This window comes from Streptomyces sp. CY-1 (assembly GCF_047218265.1).
Lineage (GTDB): Bacteria > Actinomycetota > Actinomycetes > Streptomycetales > Streptomycetaceae > Streptomyces > Streptomyces niphimycinicus.
Genome location: NZ_CP178393.1, coordinates 10,912,898 through 10,937,487 on the forward strand (window position 1 = coordinate 10,912,898; position 24,590 = coordinate 10,937,487).

The 24,590-nt window shown below is 72.6% G+C and carries 8 protein-coding genes and 2 pseudogenes; 9 read left to right on the plus strand and 1 reads right to left on the minus strand.

Annotated features, from left to right (window positions below; genetic code table 11):
• Positions 1 to 7: 7 nt before the first annotated feature.
• The 4 genes and pseudogenes from ACK1X7_RS45810 to ACK1X7_RS45825 form a co-directional block, all read left to right on the plus strand.
• Positions 8 to 11,116 (plus strand): annotated as a pseudogene (locus ACK1X7_RS45810) (SDR family NAD(P)-dependent oxidoreductase); the annotation flags it as partial.
• 281 nt (positions 11,117 to 11,397) lie between these two features.
• Complete coding sequence (locus ACK1X7_RS45815; protein WP_361500075.1) at positions 11,398 to 12,312, plus strand: LysR family transcriptional regulator; 915 nt, start codon at positions 11,398 to 11,400, stop codon at positions 12,310 to 12,312.
• A gap of 130 nt (positions 12,313 to 12,442) precedes the next feature.
• Positions 12,443 to 13,207 (plus strand): class I SAM-dependent methyltransferase, encoded by a 765-nt coding sequence (locus tag ACK1X7_RS45820; protein ID WP_385154047.1) that lies wholly within the window; start codon positions 12,443 to 12,445, stop codon positions 13,205 to 13,207.
• Positions 13,208 to 13,603: 396 nt separating this feature from the next.
• Positions 13,604 to 14,620: pseudogene (locus tag ACK1X7_RS45825) on the plus strand (alpha/beta hydrolase family esterase); the annotation flags it as partial.
• A gap of 58 nt (positions 14,621 to 14,678) precedes the next feature.
• On the opposite strand, the gene ACK1X7_RS45830 reads toward ACK1X7_RS45825, so the two are convergent.
• Complete coding sequence (locus ACK1X7_RS45830) at positions 14,679 to 15,845, minus strand: alkaline phosphatase PhoX (protein ID WP_413116702.1); 1,167 nt, start codon at positions 15,843 to 15,845, stop codon at positions 14,679 to 14,681.
• A gap of 306 nt (positions 15,846 to 16,151) precedes the next feature.
• Here ACK1X7_RS45830 and ACK1X7_RS45835 point away from each other — a divergent pair, with 306 nt between their 5' ends.
• From ACK1X7_RS45835 to ACK1X7_RS45855, 5 genes are all read left to right on the plus strand, one after another.
• Positions 16,152 to 18,503, plus strand: a complete 2,352-nt coding sequence (locus ACK1X7_RS45835) for a glycosyl hydrolase family 95 catalytic domain-containing protein (protein WP_413116703.1) — start codon at positions 16,152 to 16,154, stop codon at positions 18,501 to 18,503.
• Positions 18,504 to 19,080: 577 nt separating this feature from the next.
• Positions 19,081 to 20,172 carry a LacI family DNA-binding transcriptional regulator gene (locus ACK1X7_RS45840; RefSeq protein ID WP_390792273.1) on the plus strand — a complete coding sequence of 364 codons (1,092 nt, stop codon included), beginning with the start codon at positions 19,081 to 19,083 and terminating at the stop codon, positions 20,170 to 20,172.
• Positions 20,173 to 20,233: 61 nt separating this feature from the next.
• On the plus strand, positions 20,234 to 21,832 hold the full coding sequence (locus tag ACK1X7_RS45845) for an FAD-dependent oxidoreductase (RefSeq protein WP_413116704.1): 1,599 nt from the start codon (positions 20,234 to 20,236) through the stop codon (positions 21,830 to 21,832).
• A 74-nt stretch (positions 21,833 to 21,906) separates the two neighbouring features.
• Positions 21,907 to 24,039: a hydantoinase/oxoprolinase family protein gene (locus ACK1X7_RS45850; protein ID WP_390792274.1), complete on the plus strand. Its 2,133-nt coding sequence runs from the start codon at positions 21,907 to 21,909 to the stop codon at positions 24,037 to 24,039.
• Positions 24,036 to 24,587, plus strand: a complete 552-nt coding sequence (locus ACK1X7_RS45855; protein WP_390792275.1) for a hypothetical protein — start codon at positions 24,036 to 24,038, stop codon at positions 24,585 to 24,587. Before ACK1X7_RS45850 ends, ACK1X7_RS45855 begins: the two co-directional genes overlap by 4 nt.
• Positions 24,588 to 24,590: the final 3 nt, after the last annotated feature.

Below are 24,590 nucleotides of genomic sequence, written 5' to 3' on the forward strand. Positions count from 1 at the left end.
CGACCGCCTCGTCGACGCGCTTCGCTCCTCGGTCAAGGAGACCGAGCGGCTGCGGGAGCAGAACCGGGCCCTGACCGAAGCGGCCAGGGAGCCGATCGCCGTGGTGGCGATGGCCTGCCGCCTGCCCGGCGGCGCCGACTCGCCGGAGAAACTGTGGCAGTTGGTGGACTCCGGCCGGGATGTGCTCTCGCCCTTCCCCCGGGACCGGAACTGGGACCTGGAGTCCCTCAGCCCCTTCGCCACGGACGCCTACTTCATCGACGACGTGGGCGGATTCGACGCCGACCTGTTCGGCATCTCGCCCCGCGAGGCAGCCGCGATGGACCCGCAGCAGCGGCTGCTGCTGGAGGCCGCCTGGGAGGTGTTCGAGCGCGCCGGATACGCGCCCGACGCGCTGCGGGAGAGCAACACCGGCGTGTTCGTCGGCGCGGGCCCGGGCGACTACCTGATCCGGCTCCTGGACAATCCGGACGCCGCGGAGGGGTATGTCGCCACCGGTACGGCGCCGAGTGTCACCTCCGGACGGGTCGCCTACACCTTCGGCCTGCGCGGACCCGCCGTCACGGTCGACACCGCCTGTTCGTCGGGCCTGGTCGCCCTGCATCTGGCCGCCCAGGCGCTGCGCAAGGGCGACTGCTCGAAGGCGCTGGTCGCCGGTGTCTCGGTGATCTCCGCACCGCATGGGTTCGTCGAAATCTCCAAACAGGGCGGCCTGGCGGCCGACGGGCGCTGCAAGGCGTTCGCCGACGCCGCCGACGGCACCAACTTCGGCGAGGGTGTCGCCGCGGTCCTCGTCGAGCGGCTGTCCGACGCCCAGCGGCTCGGACACCCGGTACTCGCCGTCGTACGCGGGTCCGCGATCAACCAGGACGGTGCCTCCAACGGGCTGTCCGCGCCCAATGGCGCCGCCCAGGAAGAAGTCATCCGGCAGGCGCTCGCCGACGCCGGAGTCCCCGCCGGTGAGGTCGACGCCGTCGAGGCGCATGGCACCGGCACCACCCTGGGCGACCCGATCGAGGCGGACGCCCTGCTGGCCACCTATGGCCGGGACCGCGAACACCCGCTGTGGCTGGGCTCGGTGAAGTCCAACGTCGGGCATACGCAGTCGGCCGCCGGGCTGGTCGGTCTGATCAAGATGGTGCAGGCGCTGCGCGCGGGCCGGCTGCCGATGACCCTGCATGTCGAGCGGCCGTCCCGGCACGTCGACTGGTCCGGGGGCCCGGTGCGCCTGCTGCGCGAGGCCCGGCCGTGGCCCGCCGCCGACCGCCCGCGCCGCGCTGGCATCTCGTCGTTCGGGATCAGCGGGACCAACGCGCACGTCATCGTGGAGGACGCTCCCGCGCCCGCGGAACAGCCCCGCACGGAGCAGCCCCGCACGGAGCAGCCCCGTACGCAGCACTCCGGCCCGGTGCCGCTCATCCTGTCCGGCAGGTCCGAGGGCGCCCTGCGCGCCCAGGCGGCCCGGCTGCGCGCGCATCTGCTGGAGCGCGAGGAGCCGGTGGCCGATGTCGCGTTCACACTCGCGACCACGCGTGCCCGGTTTCCGCACCGGGCCGTGCTGCCGGTGCACGACCGTGCCGAGGCGCTCGAGGCACTGCACTCCGTCGCCCTGGGGGAGCGGGTATTCGGAGTCGGCCGGCGGGCCCGCGGGGAGCGGGTCGTGTTCGTCTTCCCCGGACAGGGCTCCCAGTGGACCGGGATGGGCGCCAGGCTGTGGGACGAGTCACCGGTGTTCGCCGAGGCCATGCAGGATTGCGAGAAGGCGCTGTCCGGCCACGTCGACTGGTCGCTGCGGGAGGTGCTGTCCGACGAACAGGCGCTGGCCCAGGTCGATATCGTGCAGCCGGCGCTGTGGGCGGTCATGGTCTCGCTCGCCGCGCTGTGGCGCTCGTTCGGTGTCGAGCCCGCCGCGGTGGTCGGCCACTCCCAGGGCGAGATCGCCGCCGCCTGCGTCAGCGGCGGCCTGTCGCTGGAGGACGGCGCCCGCATCGTGGCGCTGCGCAGCCGCCTCATCCGCGAGCGGCTGTCCGGGCGCGGCGCGATGATGTCGGTGCTGGCCCCGCCGGACCGGGTGCGCGAGCTGCTGGCGGACGACGGGAAGGGGGCCGTGTCGATCGCGGCCGTCAACGGGCCGCAGAACGTGACCATTTCCGGCGACCCCGCGGCGCTGGACGACGTCGAGCGCCGCCTGTCGGCCGCCGGGATCATGCGCTGGCGGCTGGCCGGGGTGGATTTCGCCGCCCACTCGCCCCATGTCGACGGGATCGAGACCGACCTGCTGGAGCTGCTGGCACCGGTTCGGCCCCGCCCGGGAAACGTGCCGTTCTACTCCACGGTGACCACCTCCCGCCTGGACACCACCGCGCTGGATGCCGGGTACTGGTCCCGCAATCTGCGGCAGACGGTGAACTTCGCCGACACGATGGACGCCCTCGTGGGGGACGGACACGGGGTCATGGTCGAGGTCAGCCCGCACCCCGTACTCGCGCACACCACCGCCGCGGGCCCGGTGCTGGACACCCTGCGCCGCGACGACGGCGGGCTGCACCGGATGCTCACCTCCCTCTCCGCCGCCGATCTGCATGGCCTGCCGGTGGACTGGACCGCCGCGCTGCCCGAGGCCCGCGCCGTGGAGCTGCCGACGTACCCCTTCCAGCGTGAGCGCTACTGGGTGACGCCCGCGGAGCGGACGACCAGCGCCCCCGCACCGGCGGAGAGTCCCCTGCACCGGTTGCGCTACCGGGTCGACTGGACACCGCTGCGACTGTCCGCCGATCCGGTGCTGACCGGCACCTGGCTGGTCGTCACGGACACGCCCGACGCGTGGTCCGACAGCGTCGTCGAAGCGCTACGGCGGTACGGCGCCGAAGTGGCCGTCCGGGCGCCGGACGAGGCCGACCTCGCCGCCCTCCCCGAACCGGCCGGTGTCCTCGCGCTGCTGGCCCACGACGAGGACCCCGAGCCGGACCACCCCGCCGTCCCCCGGGGCTTCGCCCGGACCGTGCGGCTGGTTCAGCAATTGGGCGCGGCGGGCGTCGAAGCACCGCTGTGGTGTGTGACGAGGGACGCGACACGGTCCCCTGCGCAAGCGATGACGTGGGGATTCGGCCGGGTGGCCGGGTTCGAGCGACCGCGCGCCTGGGGCGGTCTGATCGACCTGCCGCAGCCGCTGGACGACGCGGGCCGGCGCCGGATCGCCGCCGTGGTGTCGGGTGACACCGACGAGGACCAGGTCCGCATCGACCGGCACGGAGCGTTCGGACGACGGATCCTGCGGGCCCCCGTGCGTCCGGAGAGCGGCGGCCACTGGCAGGTCCGCGGCACCGCCCTGGTGACTGGTGGCACCGGCGGACTCGGCCGGCAGGTCGTGCGCTGGCTGGCGGCCGAGGGCGCGGAACACGTGATCGTGGTGAACAGGCGCGGGACGGAAGCCCCCGGAGCGAGTGAACTGGCCGCGGAACTCGCCGAGTTCGGGACGCGGATCAGCATCGTCCCCTGCGACCTGTCCGATCGCGCCGCCCTCGCCGAAGTGATCGGTTCCGTAGACCCGGCGACACCGCTGCGCACGGTGGTGCACACCGCCGCCGTACTGGACGACGCCGCCATCGACGCCCTGACCATGGAGCAGTTCGACCGGGTCCTGGCGGTCAAGGCACAGGGCGCGGCCAACCTGCACCAGCTCACCCGTGACCTCGACCTCGACGCGTTCGTGCTGTTCTCCTCGCTCGCCGGCACGGTCGGCGCCTCGGGCCAGGGCACCTACGCACCGGCCAACGCCTACCTGGACGCGCTGGCCGAACACCGGCGTGCCGAGGGGCTGCCGGCCACATCGATCGGCTGGGGCGTATGGGCCGGGGACGGGATGGGCGACGGCCCCCTCGGGGAGGCCGCGCGACGGCACGGAGTGCCGGGGATGTCCCCGCAGGACGCGACCGCGGCGATGCGGACGGCCGTGGAGCAGGGCGATGGCGCGATCGTGCTCGCCGACATCGTGTGGGACCGCTATCACACGGCGGTCACCGCGCTGCGGCCCAATCCGGCGCTCTCGCAGATCCCCGAGGTCGGCTCACCGCTCACCGAGGGCACCGCCCCGGCGGACGCCACCGATCCGCTCGCGGTCGTACGCGCCCAGACGGCGGCCGTGCTCGGCTACGCCTCCGGGGCGCATGTCGACCCGCACCGGCCGTTCCACGAATTGGGCTTCGACTCGGTGTCCGCCGTCGACTTCCGCAACCGCCTCAACGCCGTGACCGGGCTCTCCCTGGTCACGACCGTGGTCTACGACCACCCGACGCCCGCCGCGCTCGCCGACCACCTGCGCGCACAGGCCGGTGGCGGCACACCGGACGGGACGACCCGCACGCACACGGCGGCCGACCCGGCCGTCACCAGCGATCCGATCGTCATCGTCGGCATGGCCTGCCGCCTTCCCGGCGGCGTCACCTCGCCCGACGAGCTGTGGCAGTTGCTCGCCGAGGAACGCGGCACCGTGGGGCCGCCGCCGGTCGAGCGGGGGTGGGACCTCGCCGCTCTGCCCGACGACTGCGTGACCACGGCCTCCTATCTGGACGACATCGCGGCCTTCGACGCGGAGTTCTTCGGGATCTCCCCCCGGGAGGCCCTGGCCATGGACCCGCAGCAGCGGCTGGTCCTGGAGACCTCGTGGGAGGCGCTGGAACACGGCGGCATCGCGCCCGGCAGCCTGGCCGGCAGCCGCACCGGAGTGTTCCTCGGCAGCACCGGCCAGGACTACTACGCGCTCCTCACCGGCGCCGAGGCCGACGACGCCACCGGCCACGTGGGCACCGGCAGCGCGGGCTCGGTGCTCTCCGGCCGGGTCGCCTACTCGCTCGGGCTGGAGGGGCCCGCCGTCACCGTCGACACGGCGTGCTCCTCCGGGCTGGTCGCCCTGCACCTGGCCGCGCAGTCGCTGCGCGACGGCGACTGCACCACGGCGCTGGTCGGAGGGGTCACGGTCATGACCACCCCCTTGGGCCTGGCCGAGTTCTCCCGCCAGGGCGGGCTGGCCCCCGACGGGCTGTGCAAGGCGTTCTCCGACTCCGCGGACGGCACCGGATTCGCCGAGGGCGCGGGCATGCTCGTGCTCCAGCGCCTGTCCGACGCCCGCGCCGCGGGACGCCGCGTATGGGCCGTGGTGCGTGGTTCGGCGATCAACCAGGACGGCCTGTCCAACGGCCTGTCGGCGCCCAACGGCCGTGCCCAGCGGGAGGTCATCCGCCAGGCCCTGGCGAACGCCCGCCTGTCCGCGCGGGACGTCGACGTGGTCGAGGCACACGGCACCGGGACACCCCTCGGCGACCCGATCGAGGCACACGCCCTCTCCGCGGCCTACGGGCAGGACCGGATGCGACCCCTGCTCATCGGGACGCTGAAGTCCAACATCGGCCACACCCAGGCCGCCGCCGGTGTCGCGGGCGTGATCAAAACGGCACTGGCCATGCACCACGGCACCGTGCCCGCGACCCTGCACGCCACCACCGCCTCGTCCCATGTGGACTGGACGGCGGGCAGCGTCCGGCTGGCCACCCGCAGGACCGAGTGGCCCGAGACCGGCGCACCCCGCCGGGCCGGGGTCTCGGCGTTCGGCATCTCGGGCACCAACGCACACGTCGTGCTGGAGGCCGACACGCCACCGCCCGCCGAGCCGCGCACCACCGGGGAGACGGCGCTGATCCCGCTGGCCGTATCCGGCCGGGGACCGGCCGCCCTCGCCGCGCAGGCGGACCGGCTGTCCGCGCTGCTGGACGGCGGGGCCGATCCGATCGACATCGGCTGGTCCCTGGTCACCACACGATCGCAAGCGTCCCATCGCGCCGTGGTCCTCGGCCGGGACCGCGCCGAACTGGCCGCCGGGCTCACCACGCTGGCCGGCGGCACCTCCGCACCCTCGGTGGTCTCCGCCGTGGCCGCGGGCCAGGACCCGCGCCCCGTCTTCGTCTTCCCCGGCCAGGGGTCGAGCTGGGCGGGGATGGGACGGGCCCTGATCGAGTCCTCGCCGGTGTTCGCGGACTCGATGGCCGAGTGCGCGCGGGCGATGGCCACCGAGGCCGACTGGGACCTGCTGGCGGCGCTCGGCGACGAGGAGATGCTGCGGCGGGCCGATGTCGTCCAGCCCGCCCTGTTCGCCGTCATGGTGTCGCTGGCCCGGCTCTGGGAGTCCTACGGGGTGACGCCGGCCGCCGTGGTCGGGCATTCCCTCGGCGAGTACGCCGCCGCATGCGTGGCGGGTGCCTTGCCGCTCGAACAGGCGGCGGTCGCGGTCGTGCGACGCGGCCGGGTGATCGCCGACCGCCTCTCAGGTGACCACGGAGTGCTGTCCGTTCCGGTCGCCCCCGAAGACGTCCGCTTCGACGGCGTCGAGATCGCCGCGTTCAACGGGCCGTCGTCCACGGTGGTCGCCGGGACCAACAGCGCACTCGACCGGGTACTGGAAGCCGTGCCCGCGGCCAAGCGGGTGCCGATGGACTACGCCTCGCACACCTCCGCCGTCGAGGCGGCCCGGGACGCGCTGCTCGGGGAACTGGCCGAACTGAGCCCGAGCGGCGCCGGCATCCCGTTCTACTCCACGGTCACCGGGGAACGCCTGGACACCGCGGCCCTCGACGCGCACTACTGGTACCGCAACCTGCGCAGCCCGGTGCTGTTCGAGACGGCCGGCCGCCGGCTGATCGAGGACGGGCACACCGTGTTCATCGAGATGAGCCCGCGCCCGCTGCTGGCGGCGGCCCTGCACGAGACGGCGGAGGCACTGGACCAGCAGGTGCACACCGTCGCCTCGCTGCGCCGCGACGACGGCGGTATGGACCGCTTCCTGCGCTCGCTCGCCGACGCCCACACCCACGGGGTGGCGGTGGACTGGAGCCCCGCGCTGCCCGGCGGCCGGGCCGTCGCCCTGCCCACGTACGCCTTCCAGCGCAAGCGGTTCTGGCCGACGGCTCAGCCACCGCGGCGCTCCGGCCAGACACATCCGCTGCTGGGCCCCGCCGAAGAGCTGGCCGGTTCGCCGGACGTGGTGTTCACCAGCACCCTCTCCACTCGCACCCAGCCATGGCTGGCCGACCATGTGGTGCGGGACTCGGTGCTGCTGCCGGGCACGGCGTTCCTGGAGATGGCGGTCCGGGCCGCCGACGAGACCGGCTGCCGCGGGGTCGCCGAACTCGTCCTGGCCGCGCCCCTGGTACTGACCGGTGGCGACATCCGGATCCAGTTGACCGTGCACGGCCCCGACGAGTCGGGGGACCGGCCGTTCTCCGTGCACAGCCGGGGCGAGCACGACTGGGTGCGGCACGCCACGGGCCGCCTCTCGGCGTCGGCGTCGGCGCTTCCTCCGCTCACGCCGGTGCCGCCGCCCGACGCCGAACCGGTCGCACTCGATGCGTTCTACGCAGAACTCGACAGCGCCGGCTACCGGTATGGCGAGGCGTTCCGCGGTATGCGCGCGGCCTGGCGGGCGGGCGAGGAACTGTTCGCCGAGGTGGCCTTGGCCGACGCGGTCCTGGCGGACCGGTTCCAGTTGCATCCCGCGCTGCTGGACGCGGCCTGCCAGGCGATGACGCTCGCCGGTGGGGACGAGCCGGGACTGCCGTTCCTGTGGTCCGATGTCGAACTCCACGCACGCGGCGCACGGGAGCTGTTCGTCCGCCTCGCCCCGGCGGGGCCCGACGCGATGTCGATCACCGCCGTCGATGGTCAGGGAGCGCTCGTGTTCCACGCGGGCCGCCTGCTCACCCGGCCGTTCGCCCAGCCCGCCGCGGGCGCCCTGCCCGCGGACTCGCTGTTCACCGTGGGCTGGGTCCCGCTTCCGGAGCCGGAACCCGCCGACGGCCGCGGGTGGGCCGTGCTCGACGGCCCCGAGGCCGACCACGGTCTCGGCGTTCCGGCGTTCTCCGAGCCGTCCGCCGTGCCCCCGGACACCTCGATCGTGCTGACGGCCGTCGACTCGTCCTCACTCCACCGGATACTGGCCGCGGTACAGGCCACGATCGCCACCGACCGTCCCGAACCGCTCCTCGTGCTGACGCGCGACGCGGTGGCCGTACGGCCCTCGGACGAACCGGTGCCCCACCAGGCCGCGGTGTGGGGCCTGCTGCGCACCGCGCAGTCCGAACACCCCGGCCGGTTCGTCCTTCTGGACACCGACCGGCCCGTCACCACGGCCGACCTCTCCGCCGCCCTGGCGACCGGGGAACCGCAGATCGCCCTGCGGGGCGCGGACCGGTATGCGCCACGGCTGACCCGGCGACCCGCCGCGCTTGAGCCGCCCGTCGGCGGGGCATGGCACCTCACCGCCTCGCCCACGGGCAGCCTGGACGATCTCGCGCTCGTCCCGCGTACGGCCGAGCCGCTGGCCGACGGGCAGGTCCGTATCGCGGTCCGTGCCGTCGGGGTGAACTTCAAGGATGTGCTGATCACCCTCGGCATGGTTCCCGGTGATCTGACCCGGCTCGGCGTGGAGGCCGCGGGAGTGGTGCTCGACGTCGGCCCCGGTGTGGATTCCCTGCGCCCCGGCGACCGGGTGTTCGGCATCGCCGACGCCGCGTTCGCCTCGACGGCCGTCACCGACCAGCGGCTGCTGGCGCGGATACCCGACGGCTGGAGCTTCGCCCGCGCCGCGAGCGTGCCCGCCGTCTTCCTCACCGCCTACTACGCGTTGCGCGATCTGATCGACCTCCGGCCGGGGCAGCGGATCCTCGTGCACTCGGGGGCGGGCGGTGTCGGCATGGCGGCGATCCAGCTCGCCAGGGTGTGGGGCGCCGAGGTGTTCGCCACCGCGAGCGAGCCCAAACAGGACACCGTCGCCGGACTCGGGGTCGCCCGGGACCACATCGCCTCCTCCCGGACGCTCGACTTCGAGCGGGCCTTCACCGAGGTCACCGGCGGCGCGGGAGTGGACGCCGTGCTGAACTCGCTCGCGGGCGAGTTCGTGGACGCCTCACTGCGGCTGCTGCGCCCGGGCGGCCGGTTCGCGGAGATGGGCAGGACCGACGTCCGCGAGAACCACCCTGACGGCGTGGACTACCTGCCGTTCGACCTGTCGGACGCGGGGGAGGAGCGGATCGGCGAGATGCTGGCCGAACTGCTCACCCTGTTCGCCACCGGGAAGCTGATGACCCTGCCGGTCACCACCTGGGACATCCGCCGGGCCCCGAGCGCGTTCCGGTATCTGAGCCAGGCCAGGCACGTGGGCAAGGTCGTGCTGACCGTCGGCCGGGACCTGGACCCGGACGGCACGGTGCTGCTCACCGGAGGCACCGGCGGCCTCGGCGCGTCCCTGGCCCGGCATCTCGTACGGGCACGTGGCGTACGCAGCCTCGTCCTGGTGAGCCGGACGGGGATCGACGCGCCCGGAGCCCGGGAACTGCGGGACGAGCTGACCGAGGCCGGTGCGTCGGTCACCGTGGCCGCCTGCGACATCGCCGACCGCGCGTCACTGGGCCGAGTCCTGGGCGCCGTTCCGGCGAAGCACCCGCTCACGGCCGTGGTCCATGCCGCGGGAGTGCTCGACGACGCGACGATCGGCGAACTCGACGCCGACCGGCTGGAGACGGTGCTGCGGCCCAAGGCCGGGGGCGCCCACCTGCTGCACGAGCTGACCCAGGACCTGGACCTCAGCGCCTTCGTCCTGTTCTCCTCGGCCGCCGGTGTGTTCGGCGCGGCGGGACAGGGGAACTACGCCGCCGCCAACGCCGTACTCGACGCCCTCGCCCAGCGGCGCAGGGCGCGGGGGCTGCCCGCGGTGTCGGTCGACTGGGGGCTGTGGGACCTCCCCAGCGCCATGACCGAGGGGCTCGACCACGCGCGCTTCGCGCGGTCGGGTCTGCTGCCGCTGGCCGAGGAGCAGGGCCATGCGCTCTTCGACACCGCGGCCACCGGCGGGGACGCCCAGGTCGTCGCCGCCCGGCTGAACCTGGCCGCCTTCCGCGACCTGCCGGACCCGCCCCGGCTGATGGCCGGGTTGGTGCGCGGGCCGCGCAAGGCGGCGGGCACCGCCGTCGCGAAGGCGGCGCGTACCGAGGAGGGGCTGCTGGAGATGGTGCGCGCCACGGCGGCCGACGTGCTCGGCTACGGCGGCACCGAGGAGATCGACCCGGCCGGTCTGTTCGCGGAGCTTGGCCTGGACTCGCTGACCGCCGTCGAACTGCGCAACCGCCTCGCCTCGGCCACCTCGCTCAGGCTGCCCACCTCGATCGCCTTCGACCACCCGACCCCGGCCCGGCTCGCCCAGCACCTCCTCACCCACCTGGGCGCCGAACCCGCCACGGCGACCGCGCCCGCACCACCCTCCACCGACCTGGTCGCCGACCTGTGCGCGGCGGCGTTCGAGGCGGGCGACGGGGCGCGGGCGTTCGACCTGCTGCGCACCGTCGCCCGCAACCGCCCGACCTTCCGGACCGAGCCCGACACCCCCGCCTTCACCCCGCTGGGGTCGGGTGCCGAAGCCCCCCGACTGGTCTGCCTGACCCCCTTGGTGCCGCTGGCGGGGGCCTACACCTACGCCCGGTTCGCCGCCGGATTCCGGGGCAGCCGCGCGGTCGACGTCCTGGCCACCCCGGGATTCCTCGACGGTGAGCCACTGGCGGAGTCGGGGGAGGCCCTGGCCCAGGTGCAGACCGAACGGGTCCTCGCCAGGACCGGGGACGACCCGTTCGTCCTGGTCGGATACTCCTCGGGCGGGCTGCTCGCCCTGGCGATGGCCGCGTTGCTGAGCGAACGCGGCGCACCGCTGCGGTCGGTCGTGCTGCTGGACACATATCTGCCGCCGCCGGACCGGATGGACGAGTTCGTCTCGGCGTTGATGCGCGGCATGACGGACCGCCGTGACGTCGTGCGGGGCCTGACCGGTACCGGACTGTCGGCGATGGCGTGGAACTGCGACCTGTTCGCGCAATGGTCCGCGGCGCCGCCGCCCGTGCCCGTGCTGTCCGTACGGGCCGACGTGCCCCTGCTGGCCGGTGACGGATCCCCAGCGGTCGTCGCACATGCTGATATCCGCACCACGGCTGGTGATCACTACACCCTGATGGAGGAGCACGCCTCCCGTACGGGGGCCCTGGTGGCCGACTGGCTGACCGAGGCCGAGCACAAGGTGATGTGAGGCCCGAAGGCCGCTTCGGCCGGTCGACAACCCCGGTGGCGTGCGGCTGCCCCCTTGTGCCGTGGCACATGGGCGCGGCGCGCGCCCCGGGGCGGCTCCGCCACCGGCGGGCCCGAACCCCTGGGGAAAGCCCTGGCGTTTGCTGATTCGCCGACGTTATGCCGCGGCAAACCGGAAGATGTGAGTCAGGCCGCTCCCGCGGGCGTCCGCGTGCGCGAGCCGACAGCCTGCCGGCCACCATGCCGGCGGGCGTGACCGTCCCCTGGGAAAGCGGCGCACACATGTCGGACGACCTTGGCAATATCGATCTCAACATTCTCATCGCCCTGGACGCTCTGCTGGCCGAACGCAGTGTGACCAGGGCGGCCGAGCGGGTCTTCGTGGGACAACCGGCGATGAGCGCCTCGCTCGCCCGGCTGAGGAGCCATTTCGGGGATCCGCTGCTCGTGCGGCAGGGGCGGGGGATGACCCTGACCCCGTTGGCCGAGTCGCTGGTGCGACCGACGCAGGAGGCCCTATCTGCGGTGCAGGCCGTCATGGGCGCGAGCAGGACGTTCGACCCCTCCGACGGCCCTCCCCGCACATTCACCGTGATCGCCAGCGACTACGCCCAGGCGGTGCTGATCTGGCCCATTCTGCGCAAAGTGGAGGCGCAGTCACTGAACATCCGCATCAACGTCTTCCCCGCGCAGGCGGACTTCATCGACCAGCTCCGCCGGGGACAGTGCGATCTGCTGATCTGGCCGACCAGTCTTGCCCAGAATCTGTCCGGCTTCTTCAGCGAGACGCTGTTCACCGACGAGTTCGTGGTGGCTGTCGACGAGAACCACCCCGGGGTGGGCGACACCATCACCGTCGAGGAGATGCGGCGGCTGCCGTTTCTCGGGGTGAACGGCCCGATGACCTCGATCGTGGAGTCCTACTTCGACCGCGTGGGCGCCCGGCTCCGGGTCGCCGCCGACATCGGGGGCTTCGCCATGGCCCCGCACGTGGTGCCCGGAACCCGTCTGGTCACCGTGCTCCAGGGACTCCTCGCGCGGGAGACCGAGGGGACGGGGCTCAAGACGATGCCGCTGCCGGTGCCCATGACCACGCTGACCGAGGCCATGTACTGGCACCCCCGCAACAACCAGGACGCGGCCCACCGCTGGCTTCGCCACCAGATCTTGGAGGTCTCCGCGGGACTCGGACTCTGACCCCGGCACCGACCGGCCCTTTCCGCCCGTTCCAGTTCGCGCGCCGTGCTTAGGGGATACCAGACCGCTTGCCAGGGGCCACAACGGAAAACCGTGTGCGTCGGATGGGCTGGGCCGTAATGATGTGGGTGTGTCACGTCCTTTTGAAGAGCTTGTCGCCGAAGCTGAGTCGGTTTCCGTGGAGGGTTGGGATTTCTCCTGGCTGGATGGCCGGGCGACCGAGGAACGCCCGTCGTGGGGCTATCAGCAGGCGATGAGCCGGCGGCTGGCGGTGGTGTCGGCGGCGCTTGATATTCAGACCGGCGGTGGTGAGGTCCTGGCCGGGGCGGAGAAGCTGCCTTCCGCGATGGCCGCGACGGAGTCCTGGCCGCCGAACGTGGCCAAGGCGACCAGGCTGCTGCACCCGCGCGGGGTGGTGGTCGTCGCCGACCCGGACGAGCCGCCGCTGCCGTTCGCCGATGCGGCATTCGACCTGGTGACCAGCCGGCATCCCGCGACGGTGTGGTGGTCGGAGATCGCGCGAGTGCTGCGACCGGGAGGGACGTACTTCGCCCAGCACGTCGGGCCCGCCAGCGTGTGGGAGCTGGTGGAGTACTTCCTGGGGCCGCAGCCCGAGGCGCGCCGGAAGCGGCATCCTGACGACGAGAGCGCAGCGGCGAAGGCCGTCGGCCTGGAGATCGTCAACGTGCGCACGGAACGGATGGCGATGGAGTTCTTCGACGTCGGCGCCGTGATCTACTTCCTCCGCAAGGTGATCTGGACGGTGCCCGGTTTCACCGTCGAGCAGTACCGCGGCCGCCTGCGCGAGTTGCACGAGAAGATCGAGGCCGAGGGCCCGTTCATCGCCCGCTCGTCCAGGACCCTCATCGAGGCGCGCAAGCCTGAGCGCGCGTAAGAACGCGCGGAGACGGGCGTGCCCTCATGGGCGGCGGTTCGGGCAGCAGCGCCGCGAACCGGTCCCGGAGCAGGTCGGTCAGCCATGACGGCAGGACGGGCACAGGTCTCCCAGTGATCACAGAGCGTCGCAGCTCCCTGGTCACCGGGACCTGTGCCCGACTTGCTGCCGGGTACCCCCCCACACTGCCTATCTGCGCGAACTCCTAGCAGATCGGTTCTCGACCGCGCAATCCGTGTGACGCCGACGGCGCCGAATTCGCTTGTGGTGCCCGGGGCCATGGTGACGGGCCACGGCCGGCTCTACGGTTCCGGCCACGTCTGGTGCTTCCGGCGCACAGCGACGCGTCGGCGGCCACAGGAACACCGGGAGCGCATCAACCGAAGGAGCACTTCCATGCCAGTCCCCCCACGCCAGGCACCGCCACGGAGCCGATGGAGCCGTATCGCGGCCCGGCTCCTCCCCGTCGCCGCCCTCGTGCTCGGAGCCTCTCTCGCCGGGCCCGCGCCCGCCGCGAACGCCGCGGTCACCCTCACGAAGGTGGGCAACTTCGGCTCCAATCCCGGCGCGTTGAACATGTACGTGTACAAGCCGGCGTCGCTGCCCGCGAACGCGCCCGTGGTCGTCGCGCTCCACGGGTGCACACAGAGCGCCCAGGTCTACGCCGACAACTCAGGGCTGCCCGAGCTCGCGGACCGCGACAAGTTCGTCCTGGTGCTGGCGGAGACCACCTCGTCGAACAACCTCACCAAGTGCTTCAACTGGTTCCAGGCCGGTGACAATCGGCGTGACCAGGGCGAGGCCCTGTCGATTCGGCAGATGGCCGGCCACGCCGTCGCGGCATACGGCGGGGACTCCAAGCGGGTCTACGTCACCGGGCTGTCCGCCGGCGGTGCCATGACCTCGGTCATGCTCGCCACCTACCCCGATGTCTTCTCCGCCGGCGCGGTCGTCGCGGGCCTGCCCTACAACTGCGCCAAGCTCAGCAGCCCTTACCTGTGCATGAACCCCGGACTCGACCTGAGCCCGGGCGAGTGGGCCCAGCGGGTGCGCGAGGCGTACCCGTCGTACCAGGGGCCGTGGCCGCGCGCCGCCATCTGGTACGGCGACCGCGACACGCCGGTCGTGCCGCGCAACGCCACCGAACTGCGTGATCAATGGACGGCGTTGCACGGGCTGTCCCAGACGCCCACCCGCACCTCCAGCATCGGCCCCAATGCCACCCAGCACGACGAGTACGTGACATCCGACGGCACGGTGGCCGTCGAGGTCAACAAGGTCCCCGGCATCAACCACGGCACGCCGGTCGACCCCGGCACCGGCGCTGAACAATGCGGCAGCACCGGGGCCCCGTACTTCCTGGACTCGATCTGCTCCAGCTACTGGATCACCAAGTTCTTCGGTCTCGGCGGCTAGGGGAACTGTCGCCGACAGCGGGCAGGTCGCGGGTGAAGCGTGGAGGCGGGCCCTGTCAGGCCGTTCCGTTTCGGAACGGCCCCGTCACCTCGTAGGTGATACCGCCTGACGAGCTGCCGCTGGTGCCGCGCTGGCTGGAGAAGTACAGCCGCTTGCCATCGGGCGAGAACGCGGGGCCGGTGATCTCCGAGCCCGACTGGCCACCGATGCGCAGGAACGGGGCCACCACGTCGTCCGGGGTGATGACACAGATCTCCATGTTCCCGCCGTCCTCGGCCACGAACAGATCGCCGGAGGAGGCCCCGGTCACGTTGTCCACACCGGTCAGCGGGGCCGTGCCGCCGGTCACCAGCGAATCGTCATAGGCCAGTTCGATCGTCTGGGCGGCCGCGTCGTACTGCCACACCCGGTTGTCGCCCTTGGTGGTGAACCAGCAGGTGTCGTTCGCGTAGTAGCACCCTTCGCCACCGTTGAACCGCTTGGCCCCGGCCACCTGCTTGCGGGTGGCGGTGGCGCCGGTCGGATCCGGTACGGTCGCCCAGGTGACGGGGCCACTGGTGCCGGAACCGGCGACCATGACCTCCAGTCTGCCGGAGGACAGGTCGCCCCATGTCGCCGGGGTGAAACGGTAGAAGCAGCCGTCCGTGACGTCCTCGGTCATGTAGAGGGCCCGGCGGTCGGGATCGGCCGCCGCCGCCTCGTGCTGGAAACGTCCCATCGCGTCGCGCCGCACCGCGGCCTTCACGCCCCATGGGTCGGTCTCGTACACATAGCCGCGGTCCACCTCCTCACAGGACAGCCAGGTGTTCCACGGGGTCTTGCCTCCCGCGCAGTTCTGCCGGGTACCGGAGAGGACGCGGTAGGCGCCCGTGACCGCCCCGGCCTGGGAGAAGGCCACCGCGCTCGCCCCGCCCGACGGGCTGATCTCCGAATTGGAGACATAGATCCAGCCGCTGCCGTCGGCGTAACAGGCCCCGCCGTCCGGGGCGTCGTGCCAGGTGTACGAGGTGCCGGAGACCGTCTTCCGCGAACGGGCGACAACCCGGCTGGTGAACCCGGCGGGAAGCCGTAGGCCGTTGGCGTCCGCCGAACCGAGCGCCCCGTACGGGCCGGCGCCCGGCTGCGCCGGTGCGGCGTACGCGGCGCCGCGCCACAAGGTGCCGCCGAAAGCTGCCGAGGAGCCGCCGATGACGGCGGCACGCAGGAGGGTGCGACGTTCCACTCTCGCTCCACATGGGTTTCGTGACCGTTCCCCGCCGCCGGCCGACGGCGGGGTCCCACGGTCATGGACTCTAGACAGGCGGCCAGTAGGCGGAACTGACGGTTTTGGACAACCTAAGACGTGGGCGTGGAGGGGGCTATACATCGGTTGGCTGATGCCCCTCATCGCCGCGAGATCGCTGGACGGGCCCAATTCACCTGCGAGTACGGGGACTTCTGAATTCTGATACGTCGGAGGTCTTCCCCTGACGCTCCTACGGCCTGCACCATGCCGAGTAGTTCACCATCGGAAATGGGAGGCACATACGTGACCCCGACGACAGGGAACGGGATCTCTCGAAGAGGTGTGATCGGCTCGGCGGCCGTAGTCGGCTCGGCGGCGGCGCTCGGGGCCACAGGCCCGCTGGGCGGATCCGGCACCGCCTGGGCCGCGCCCCGGGGAGTCGACGGGGCGGAAAGCCTGTCCGAGCGGCTGGCCAGGGCCGCCGCCCTGCGGTGGCGGCGGATGCCCGGGGACTGGAAGGACGGCCCCTTCCTGGCCAACGGTCTGCTCGGGGTGAACGTCTACCGGGGCGCCACGGCCAACTCCGTGAAGGTGATGGTCAGCCACTACCACGTACAGGACCAGCGACCCCAATGGGCCGCCACATACGGCTACTCACGGCTGCCCATCGGACATTTCGACCTCACCCTCGCCGGAGAGGTGACCGATGTCGACTGGACCCTCGACATCTGGGACGCCGAGCTGACCGGCACCGTCACCACCACCCGGGGCAGCGTCCGCTTCTCGATGCTGGTGCACAACGCCCGCACCGCACTGCTGATCTCCACCCGGCCGAGCGGGGGCGAGGAGAGTGCGGCCTGGTCGTTCACCTGGCTGCCCGCCGCCTCGCCCCGGACGAAGGGCAAGCCCGCCGACTACACCGGCAACCCCGACCCCCGCACCGGCTCCACGGGCGCCACCCACTACGTCGAGCAGCCGATGATCGCGGGCGGCGGCTGGACCACCGCCTGGCGTGAACGCCGCGTGGGCACCGGCAGGCTGCTCGCCGCGCACATCGTCTACCGCTACCCCGACAGTCTGTCGAAGACCACCGAACTCGCCGTGGCCGAGGTGGCGCGCACCCTGGCCGAGGACCCGGACGAGCTGGTGCGCGCGCACCGCGGCTGGTGGAACCGCTTCTACCGGCGCAGCCTGCTCTCCGTACCCGACAAGCGGATTCAGGACTTCTACTGGATCCAGCTCTACAAGGCCGCCTGCGCCACCCGCGCCGGAGGACCCTCGATGTCCGAATGGGGGCCGTGGTACCCGGAGACCGGCGGCAGTTGGACCGCGGTCTGGTGGAACCTCAACGTCCAGATCGCCACCTGGCTCATCCAGGGCTCCAACCACCCCGAACTCGACTCCGTCACCTCCACCTTCAAGGACTTCGAGAAGAACCTGCCGCTGTCCCTCCCGCCCGAGATCCCAAGCGAGCAGATCTACGCCCTGTCCCACCCCTCCGACTGGACGCTGCGCCCCGGCGCCCACACCGTCGGCGTCCCCGGCACCCCCACCAAGACCGACAACAACGGCAACCTCTCCTGGGCCATGCACAACGTCTGGCTCAGCTACCGCCACACCATGGACATCCGCATCGTGCGCGACGTCCTCTACCCGATCCTGGTCAAGGCGGTGAACTTCTACGACCACTTCCTCCACGAGGGCGGCGACGGCAAGCTGCATCTGCCGCTCACCCGGTCCCCGGAGTACGCGGACGCGGTGGACTGCACCTACGACCTCTCCCTGCTCCGCTGGGGCTGCGCCACGCTCCTGGACTGCCTGCGCATCCTTCGCGCCGACAACCCGCGCGCCGGGCGCTGGCGGGAGATCCTGCGGCGTCTGGTCGACTACCCGCGCGACGCGACCGGCGTCACGATCGGCGCCGGCACACCACTGGCCGACTCCCACCGCCACTTCTCCCACATGCTGTGGCTCTACCCGCTGCACGAGCTGGACTGGGACCGCCCGGCCGACCGTGACATCATGCGGACCACGTTCGACCACTGGACCGAGGACCGCCGCCTCTGGGCGGGGTACAGCTACGCGGCGGCCTCCTCGATGGCGTCACGGATGGGACGGCCCGACGACGCCCTCGACTTCCTCACCACCTTCACCGGGAACCTCTTCGACGAGTCCTATATGGACTGCTACATGACCGCGAACACCATGTACGCGGAGGACATCAACCTGGGCATCGAGAGCCCGCTGAGCACGGCCCAGTCGATCCTCGACATGGGCATACAGAGCCATGGCGGCGTCGTTCGGGTCTTCCCCTCCGTCTCACGGCGCTGGCCGGACGTCTCGTTCCAGGCCCTGCGCGCCCAGGGCGCGTTCCTCGTCGACGCGGACCGCTCCGACGGCAGGACCCGGTGGGTGCGGGTGCACAGCGAGGCGGGCGCGCCACTGGTGCTCCAGCACGGCATCACCGGCGCCATCGACGTACGGGACGAGCACGGCCGCCGGCTGCGGTACCGGGAGACCGGCCCCGGCCGGATCGAGATCCCGCTCGGCCGGGACGAGACGGCCGTCGTCGCCCCGCGCGGCACCCACCCGGATCTGCGGCCGCGCGACGTGCCGGCCGTCGGCGACGCGAAGCCATGGGGGCTGCCGGACTGAACCGGGGCTCCCCTCCCGGCGGCCCGGGGCGACGCCTCCTGCCCCGGGCCCGCTGAGCAGGGGCGTATCAGGTGAGCAGCCACATGTAGGACGAGGTGAGGCCCGAGGCCAGCCAGAACGATCCGGAGGCGATCCCGATGATGATCAGTACCGCCAGCGTGCTGTCTATCTTTTCCACCCGCGGAGACGGACGCCGGGGCTCCATGTCATGTGAACTCACCCGTCCACCTTATATGGCAAGAAGTGGGTGTGTGTGGCGGCTTGTTGAGGACCCTGGCAAGGCGAAGTGATCGGAGCCCGGATCGACCGGCGGTGATCGGGCGGGCGATCGGGCATCGGCCCGGGCCCTTCAGTCCGGAGTGCTGACCGAGGGTCCACCTGCCCCCGCTCCTCGTCGAGCCCGGTCGGTTCGCCCGAGCCGGGCGTAATCCGGTTCCGGTCGCGGTGCCGGTCGCGGTGCCGCTCAAGGGAAAGCCGCCGCACAGGTCTTGACCTACTCCACACACCACCCGCAGAGTGCTCGGTAATGCGCATAGGTAATGCGCATTACCTGCACGGCGGGGAGAAGGAATCAAGCGTGGAGCAGTCGAGGAAGCGGGCGAAGCCGGGGCGCAATCCGGGCTCGGTCGGCCGTACGTCACGCCCGCGGCAGGCGGAGGTGGCCCAGCTCGCCGGGGTCTCACAGGCCACGGTCTCGCTGGTGCTGTCGGCCCGTACGGACGGCAAGGCGGCGACGATCTCCGAGGAGACCCGGGAGCGCGTCCTCGACGCCGCCCGCAGCCTCGGGTACGTACACGACCCGGCCGCGCGGCGGCTGGCCGCCGCCCGCAACAACCTCCTCGGCGTCTTCAGCTTCACCGCGACGTTCCCGACGGACGTGCAGCACTCGTACTACCCGTTCCTCGTCGGCGTGGAGCAGGAGGCGGCCGCCCGCGGCTACGACCTGGTGCTCTTCACCGGGTCGAGCGCGGGCGGGCCGGACGCGCTGAGCCGGGTGCGGCTGGCCGACGGCTGTCTCTTCCTCGGCCGCCACGCGCCGGGCGCCGAGCTGAAGCGGCTCGTGGCCGACGGGTTCCCGGTGGTCCACCTGGGCCGCCGCGAGGAACTGGAGGGGCTGGCCTGGGTCGGCGCCGACTACGTCAGCGCCAGCCGCGCCGTCGTGGAGCATCTGGCGGCGCTGGGTCACCGGCGCATCGTCCTGGTGCGCGAGGACGACGACGCCCCGGCGTCCACGGACCGTCAGCGCGGCTTTCTGGAGGGGCTGGCGGCCGTCGGCGCCGACGCGGGCCCGCAGGCGGTGCTGCGCTGCGCCGACCCGGCGGGCGAGGTGACGGCGGAGCGGGTGCGCGCGCTGGTCGAGGACGGGGTGACGGCGTTCGTCGCGGAGGAGACGGACACCGGTGCGGCCTGGCGCGCGCTGGACGCCGCCGTCCGGGAGGCCGGACTCCGCTGCCCCGGGGACGTATCGCTCGGGCTGCTCGGCGGCCCGCCGCCGGACGTGGCCGCGGCACCCGTGCCCATGGGCTTCGACGTGCCCCGGCACCAGCTCGGTGCGGCCGCCGTCCGGCTCCTCTCCGCCCTCGTGGCCGGCGAGGAGACCCATGAACCCCTGGTGGCCTGCGCGTTCCGTACCGGCGAGACGGCGGGCCCGCCCGGCCGGCGGCCATGACACCCCCTGACGCACACCGCAGTTCGGACATCGCAGTTCGGACACGACCACAAGGAGCAGCGTGACAGCGGAACCGGACATCCTGATCGTCGGTGGCGGCCTCGGCGGGATCGCCGCCGCGCTCGGCGCCTGCCGGGCGGGCCGACGTGTGGTGATGACCGAGGAGACGGACTGGATCGGCGGCCAGCTCACCGCGCAGGCGGTGCCGCCGGATGAGCACCCGTGGGTTGAGCAGTTCGGTACGACGGCGACCTACCGGGCGCTGCGCGAGGGCATCCGCGCCTACTACCGGCAGTGGTATCCGCTGCGCGCCGAGGCGCTGGGGCTTACGGAGCTGAACCCGGGAGCCGGCCGGGTCAGCAAGCTGTGCCATGAGCCAAAGGTGGCGCTCGCCGTCCTCGAGGGCATGCTCGCCCCGTACCGGGCCGCGGGCCTGCTGACCGTCCTGACCGAGCATCGCGCCGTGGCCGCCGAGACCGACGGTGACATGATCCGCGCGGTGACCGTGCGTGACCTGCGCTCCGGCGGGCGGACCACGTTCACCGCCCGGTACGTAGTCGACGCCACCGAGACCGGTGAACTGCTCGACCTCGCCGGTGTGGAGCACGCCAACGGGGCCGAGGCGCGGGACGAGTTCGGCGAGCCGCACGCCCCCGCCGAAGCGCGGCCCGAGAACCAGCAGGGCATCACCGTGTGTTTCGCGCTCTCGCATCACGAGGGCGAGGACCACACCGTGGAGCGGCCCGCGGACTACGATTTCTGGCGTTCCTACCGGCCCGCCTTCTGGCCGGGTCCGCTGCTCGGCTTCGAGGCGCCCGACCCGCGCACCCTGGAGCCCGTGCCCCGCACCTTCGTGCCCAACCCGGACCTCGACCCGCTGGCGGTCAGCGCCGACCAGAGCGCCGACGCCGGGGACAAGGAGCTGTGGGGATTCCGCCGGATCCTCGCCCGCGGACTGCACCGGCCGGGCGCCTTCGGCTCGGACATCACCCTCGTCAACTGGCCGCTCAACGACTACTGGCTCAAGCCCTACATCGGCCAGGAGACCGAAGCCCTGCGCGAGGCACGCCAGTTGTCGCTGTCGGTGCTGTACTGGCTACAGACGGAGGCACCTCGGGCGGACGGCGGCACCGGCTTCCCGGGGCTGCGCATCCGCCCGGACGTCACCGGCACCGCGGACGGTCTCGCCAAGGCGGCCTACGTGCGCGAGTCGCGGCGCATCAAGGCGGTGACCACCGTCGTCGAGCAGGACGTCGCGATCGACGTGGTCGGCCCCCACGGCAGGACCCGCTACCGCGACTCGGTCGGCGTGGGCGGCTACCGCATCGACCTGCACCCCTCCACGGGCGGCGACACCTATATCGACGTCGGCTCCGTGCCGTTCGAGATCCCGCTCGGCGCGCTGGTGCCCCGCCGGGTGCGGAACCTGCTGCCCGCCGGCAAGAACATCGGCACCACCCACATCACCAACGGCTGCTACCGGCTGCACCCGGTCGAGTGGAACGTCGGCGAGGTCGCGGGCGCGCTCGCCGCGCACTGCCTGGACGAGGGCGTGGAGCCCCATCAGGTGCAGGCCGAGGACAAGCGGTTCGAGGAGTTCGGCCGCCTCCTGGACCGGGCGGGTGTGCAGCGCCGCTGGCCCGACGTCCGCGGCTACTGACCCCGTCCGACAGCTCTTCCGGCCCCCCGTCCCGTACCACGCGAAGCACGTCAACACACAAGGAGGTGCCCGCCATGACTCCAGACCGCCGCATCCGCGTCGGCATCGACGTGGGTGGCACGTTCACCGATGCCGTGGCGGTCGACGCCGCCGCGCTCACACTGGTGGGTCAGGTGAAGGTGCCCACCAGCCACCACCACGAGGACGGTGTCGCCCACGGCATCGTCCAGGCGCTCGAACAGCTCCTGGCGAAGGTCGACCGGACGGCGGGCGACGTCGTGTTCCTGGCGCACGGCACGACCCAGGCCACCAACGCCCTGCTGGAAGGCGATGTGGCCACGGTCGGGCTGATCGGGATCGGCGGCGGGCCGGGCGCGGTGATCACCCGGCGGCTCGCCGCCTTCGGCAAGCTCGAACTGACCCCCGGCAAGCGGCTTCCGCTGGTGTACGCGCACGTGGCCGATCCGTCCGCACAGGACGAGGTGCGCGCGGCCGTGGAGCGGGTGCGCGCCGAGGGGGCCGAGGTCCTCGTCGCCACGGAGCCGTTCGGAGTGGACCGGCCCGAGGGCGAGCGGGCCGTGCTCGACGTGGCGCGGCCCACGGGGCTGCCGCTGGCCGCGGCCCACGAGATCACCTCGATGTACGGGCTGCACAAGCGGACCAGGACGGCGGTGGTGAACGCCGCGATCCTGCCGCGGATGCTGGCCACGGCCGATCTGGTGGACTCGTCCATCACGAAGGCCGGGGTGACCGCGCCACTGATGGTGATGCGCTGCGACGGCGGTGTGATGTCGCTGGACGAGATGCGCCGGCGTCCGCTGCTGACGGTCCTGTCGGGCCCGGCGGCGGGCGTCGCCGGGGCGCTGATGCAGGAGCGGGTCAGCGAGGGCGTGTTCCTGGAGACGGGCGGCACCTCGACCGACATCAGCGTGGTGCGGCGGGGAAAGGTGGCGGTGCGCCATGCGACGATCCTCGGCAAGACCTCCTATCTGAGCGCCCTGGACGTCCGCACGGTCGGGGTCGGCGGCGGTTCCATGGTGCGGGTCTCCCACGGGCAGGTGGCCGGTGTCGGTCCGCGCAGCGCGCATATCGCGGGCCTGCCCTACGCCTGCTTCGCCTCGCTGGAGGAACTGCGGGACGCCCGGGTGGCGATGGTGCGGCCGATGGCCGGTGACCCGGACGACTACGTGGTCCTCGACGCGGCGGGCGGCCGGTTCGCGGTGACGATGACCTGCGCGGCCAACGCGCTCGGACGGGTCGGGGAGGAGGACTTCGCACACAGCGACCAGGAGGTCGCGCGGGCCGCCCTCGCCCCGCTGGCCGCCACGCTCGGCACGGATGTGGCCGGTGCGGCGCGGTCGGTGCTCGACGCGGGGACGGAGCAGGTCAGATCGGTGGTGGACGCCATGATCCGCGACTACCGCCTGGACCGCGACACCGCCCTCCTGGTGGGCGGCGGCGGGGGAGCGGCGGCGGTGACCCCGCATCTGGCCGCCTCCACCGGGCTCGAAGGACGCATCGCCCGGCACAGCGAGGTCATCAGCCCCATCGGGGTGGCCCTCGCGCTGGTGCGCGAACAGGTCGAGCGCATCGTGCCCGGCGCCACCCAGGAACAGATCCTCGCCGTACGCGCCGAGGCCGAGCGGGCCGTCGTCGCCCAGGGCGCCGCCGCCGACGGCGTCGAGGTGGAGGTGACCGTCGACCCGCAGACCAACACCGTCCGGGCGGTCGCGACGGGCGCCACCGAGCTGCGCACCCAGGACCGGGCCCACCGCGCCGACGCCGACGAGCGGCTGCGCGCCGCCGCCACCAGCCTCAAGACACCCGAGACCCGCGTGCGGACACTGGCGGGGACGGACGCGTACACGGTGTACGGCACCGAGGTGCGGCGCCGGTTGCGGGCCGACCGCCATCCGGTGCGGGTGGTGGACGCGGACGGTGTGGTGCGGCTCGGCGCGGCGGACGCGCGAGTGGCGACCATGACGGTGGAGGGCTCCGGCGACGCGCTCGCCGCACTGGTCCGCGACGCGACCTCCTACGGCGACGGAGGCGTACGGGCCCCGGCCGTACGGCTCCTGGTCGGCGGCCGGATCGCGGACCTCTCCGGTGTCCTGGAACCCGAGGCGCTGCTCGCCCTGGCCCGCGCCGAACTGCGCCCGCGCGGCGCCGGGGAGCCGGTCGTCGCCGTCGTGGAGTCGCGGACATGAGCGGCGACCTTGACGTGGACCTCGCGGTACGCCTGCTCGGAGGGACACCCACACACGAGGGCCGCGACCCCGTGCTGCTGCGCCACTGGGCGGTGGTGGCCACGGAGTTCGGCCGCCGGATGACCCCGCGGGCAGCGACCGTGCGGGTCGTCGAGCGGGACGGCGGGCTGGACGCCGGGCTGCTGGCCCGCTACCGGTCCCGGCCGCCGGTGGTCGAGGTGTACACCGACACCGTCGAGCGGGCCGAGCGCCTCGTAGCCGAGCGCGGCTGGCGCCACTGGTACCCCGAAGGTTCGGTGCGCGCCGCCGCCCTCGCCCACGAGCAGGCACACGCCTGGCTCCACCACGCCGCGGTGCGCGCCGAGTTCAAGCGGGCGCTGGGCCACACCGCACTGCGCTTCGGCCGGCGCCGCCTGTACGCGTACGTCGCGGGCGCGGACGAGATCGCCGCGCACGCCTACGCCCACGCCGCCTGCGGCCTGGGCCGCAGCCCTCTGCTGCTCACGGAGGCGCTGGCCGCCGCCGTGTCCTGGGAAAGCGAGAACTGAACG

Coding starts and splice junctions, on each gene's coding strand:
- ACK1X7_RS45815 (WP_361500075.1), top strand. CDS start 11,398: ATGTCGGACGACCTTGGCAATATCGATCTCAACATTCTCATCGCCCTG.
- ACK1X7_RS45850 (WP_390792274.1), top strand. CDS start 21,907: ATGACTCCAGACCGCCGCATCCGCGTCGGCATCGACGTGGGTGGCACG.
- ACK1X7_RS45855 (WP_390792275.1), top strand. CDS start 24,036: ATGAGCGGCGACCTTGACGTGGACCTCGCGGTACGCCTGCTCGGAGGG.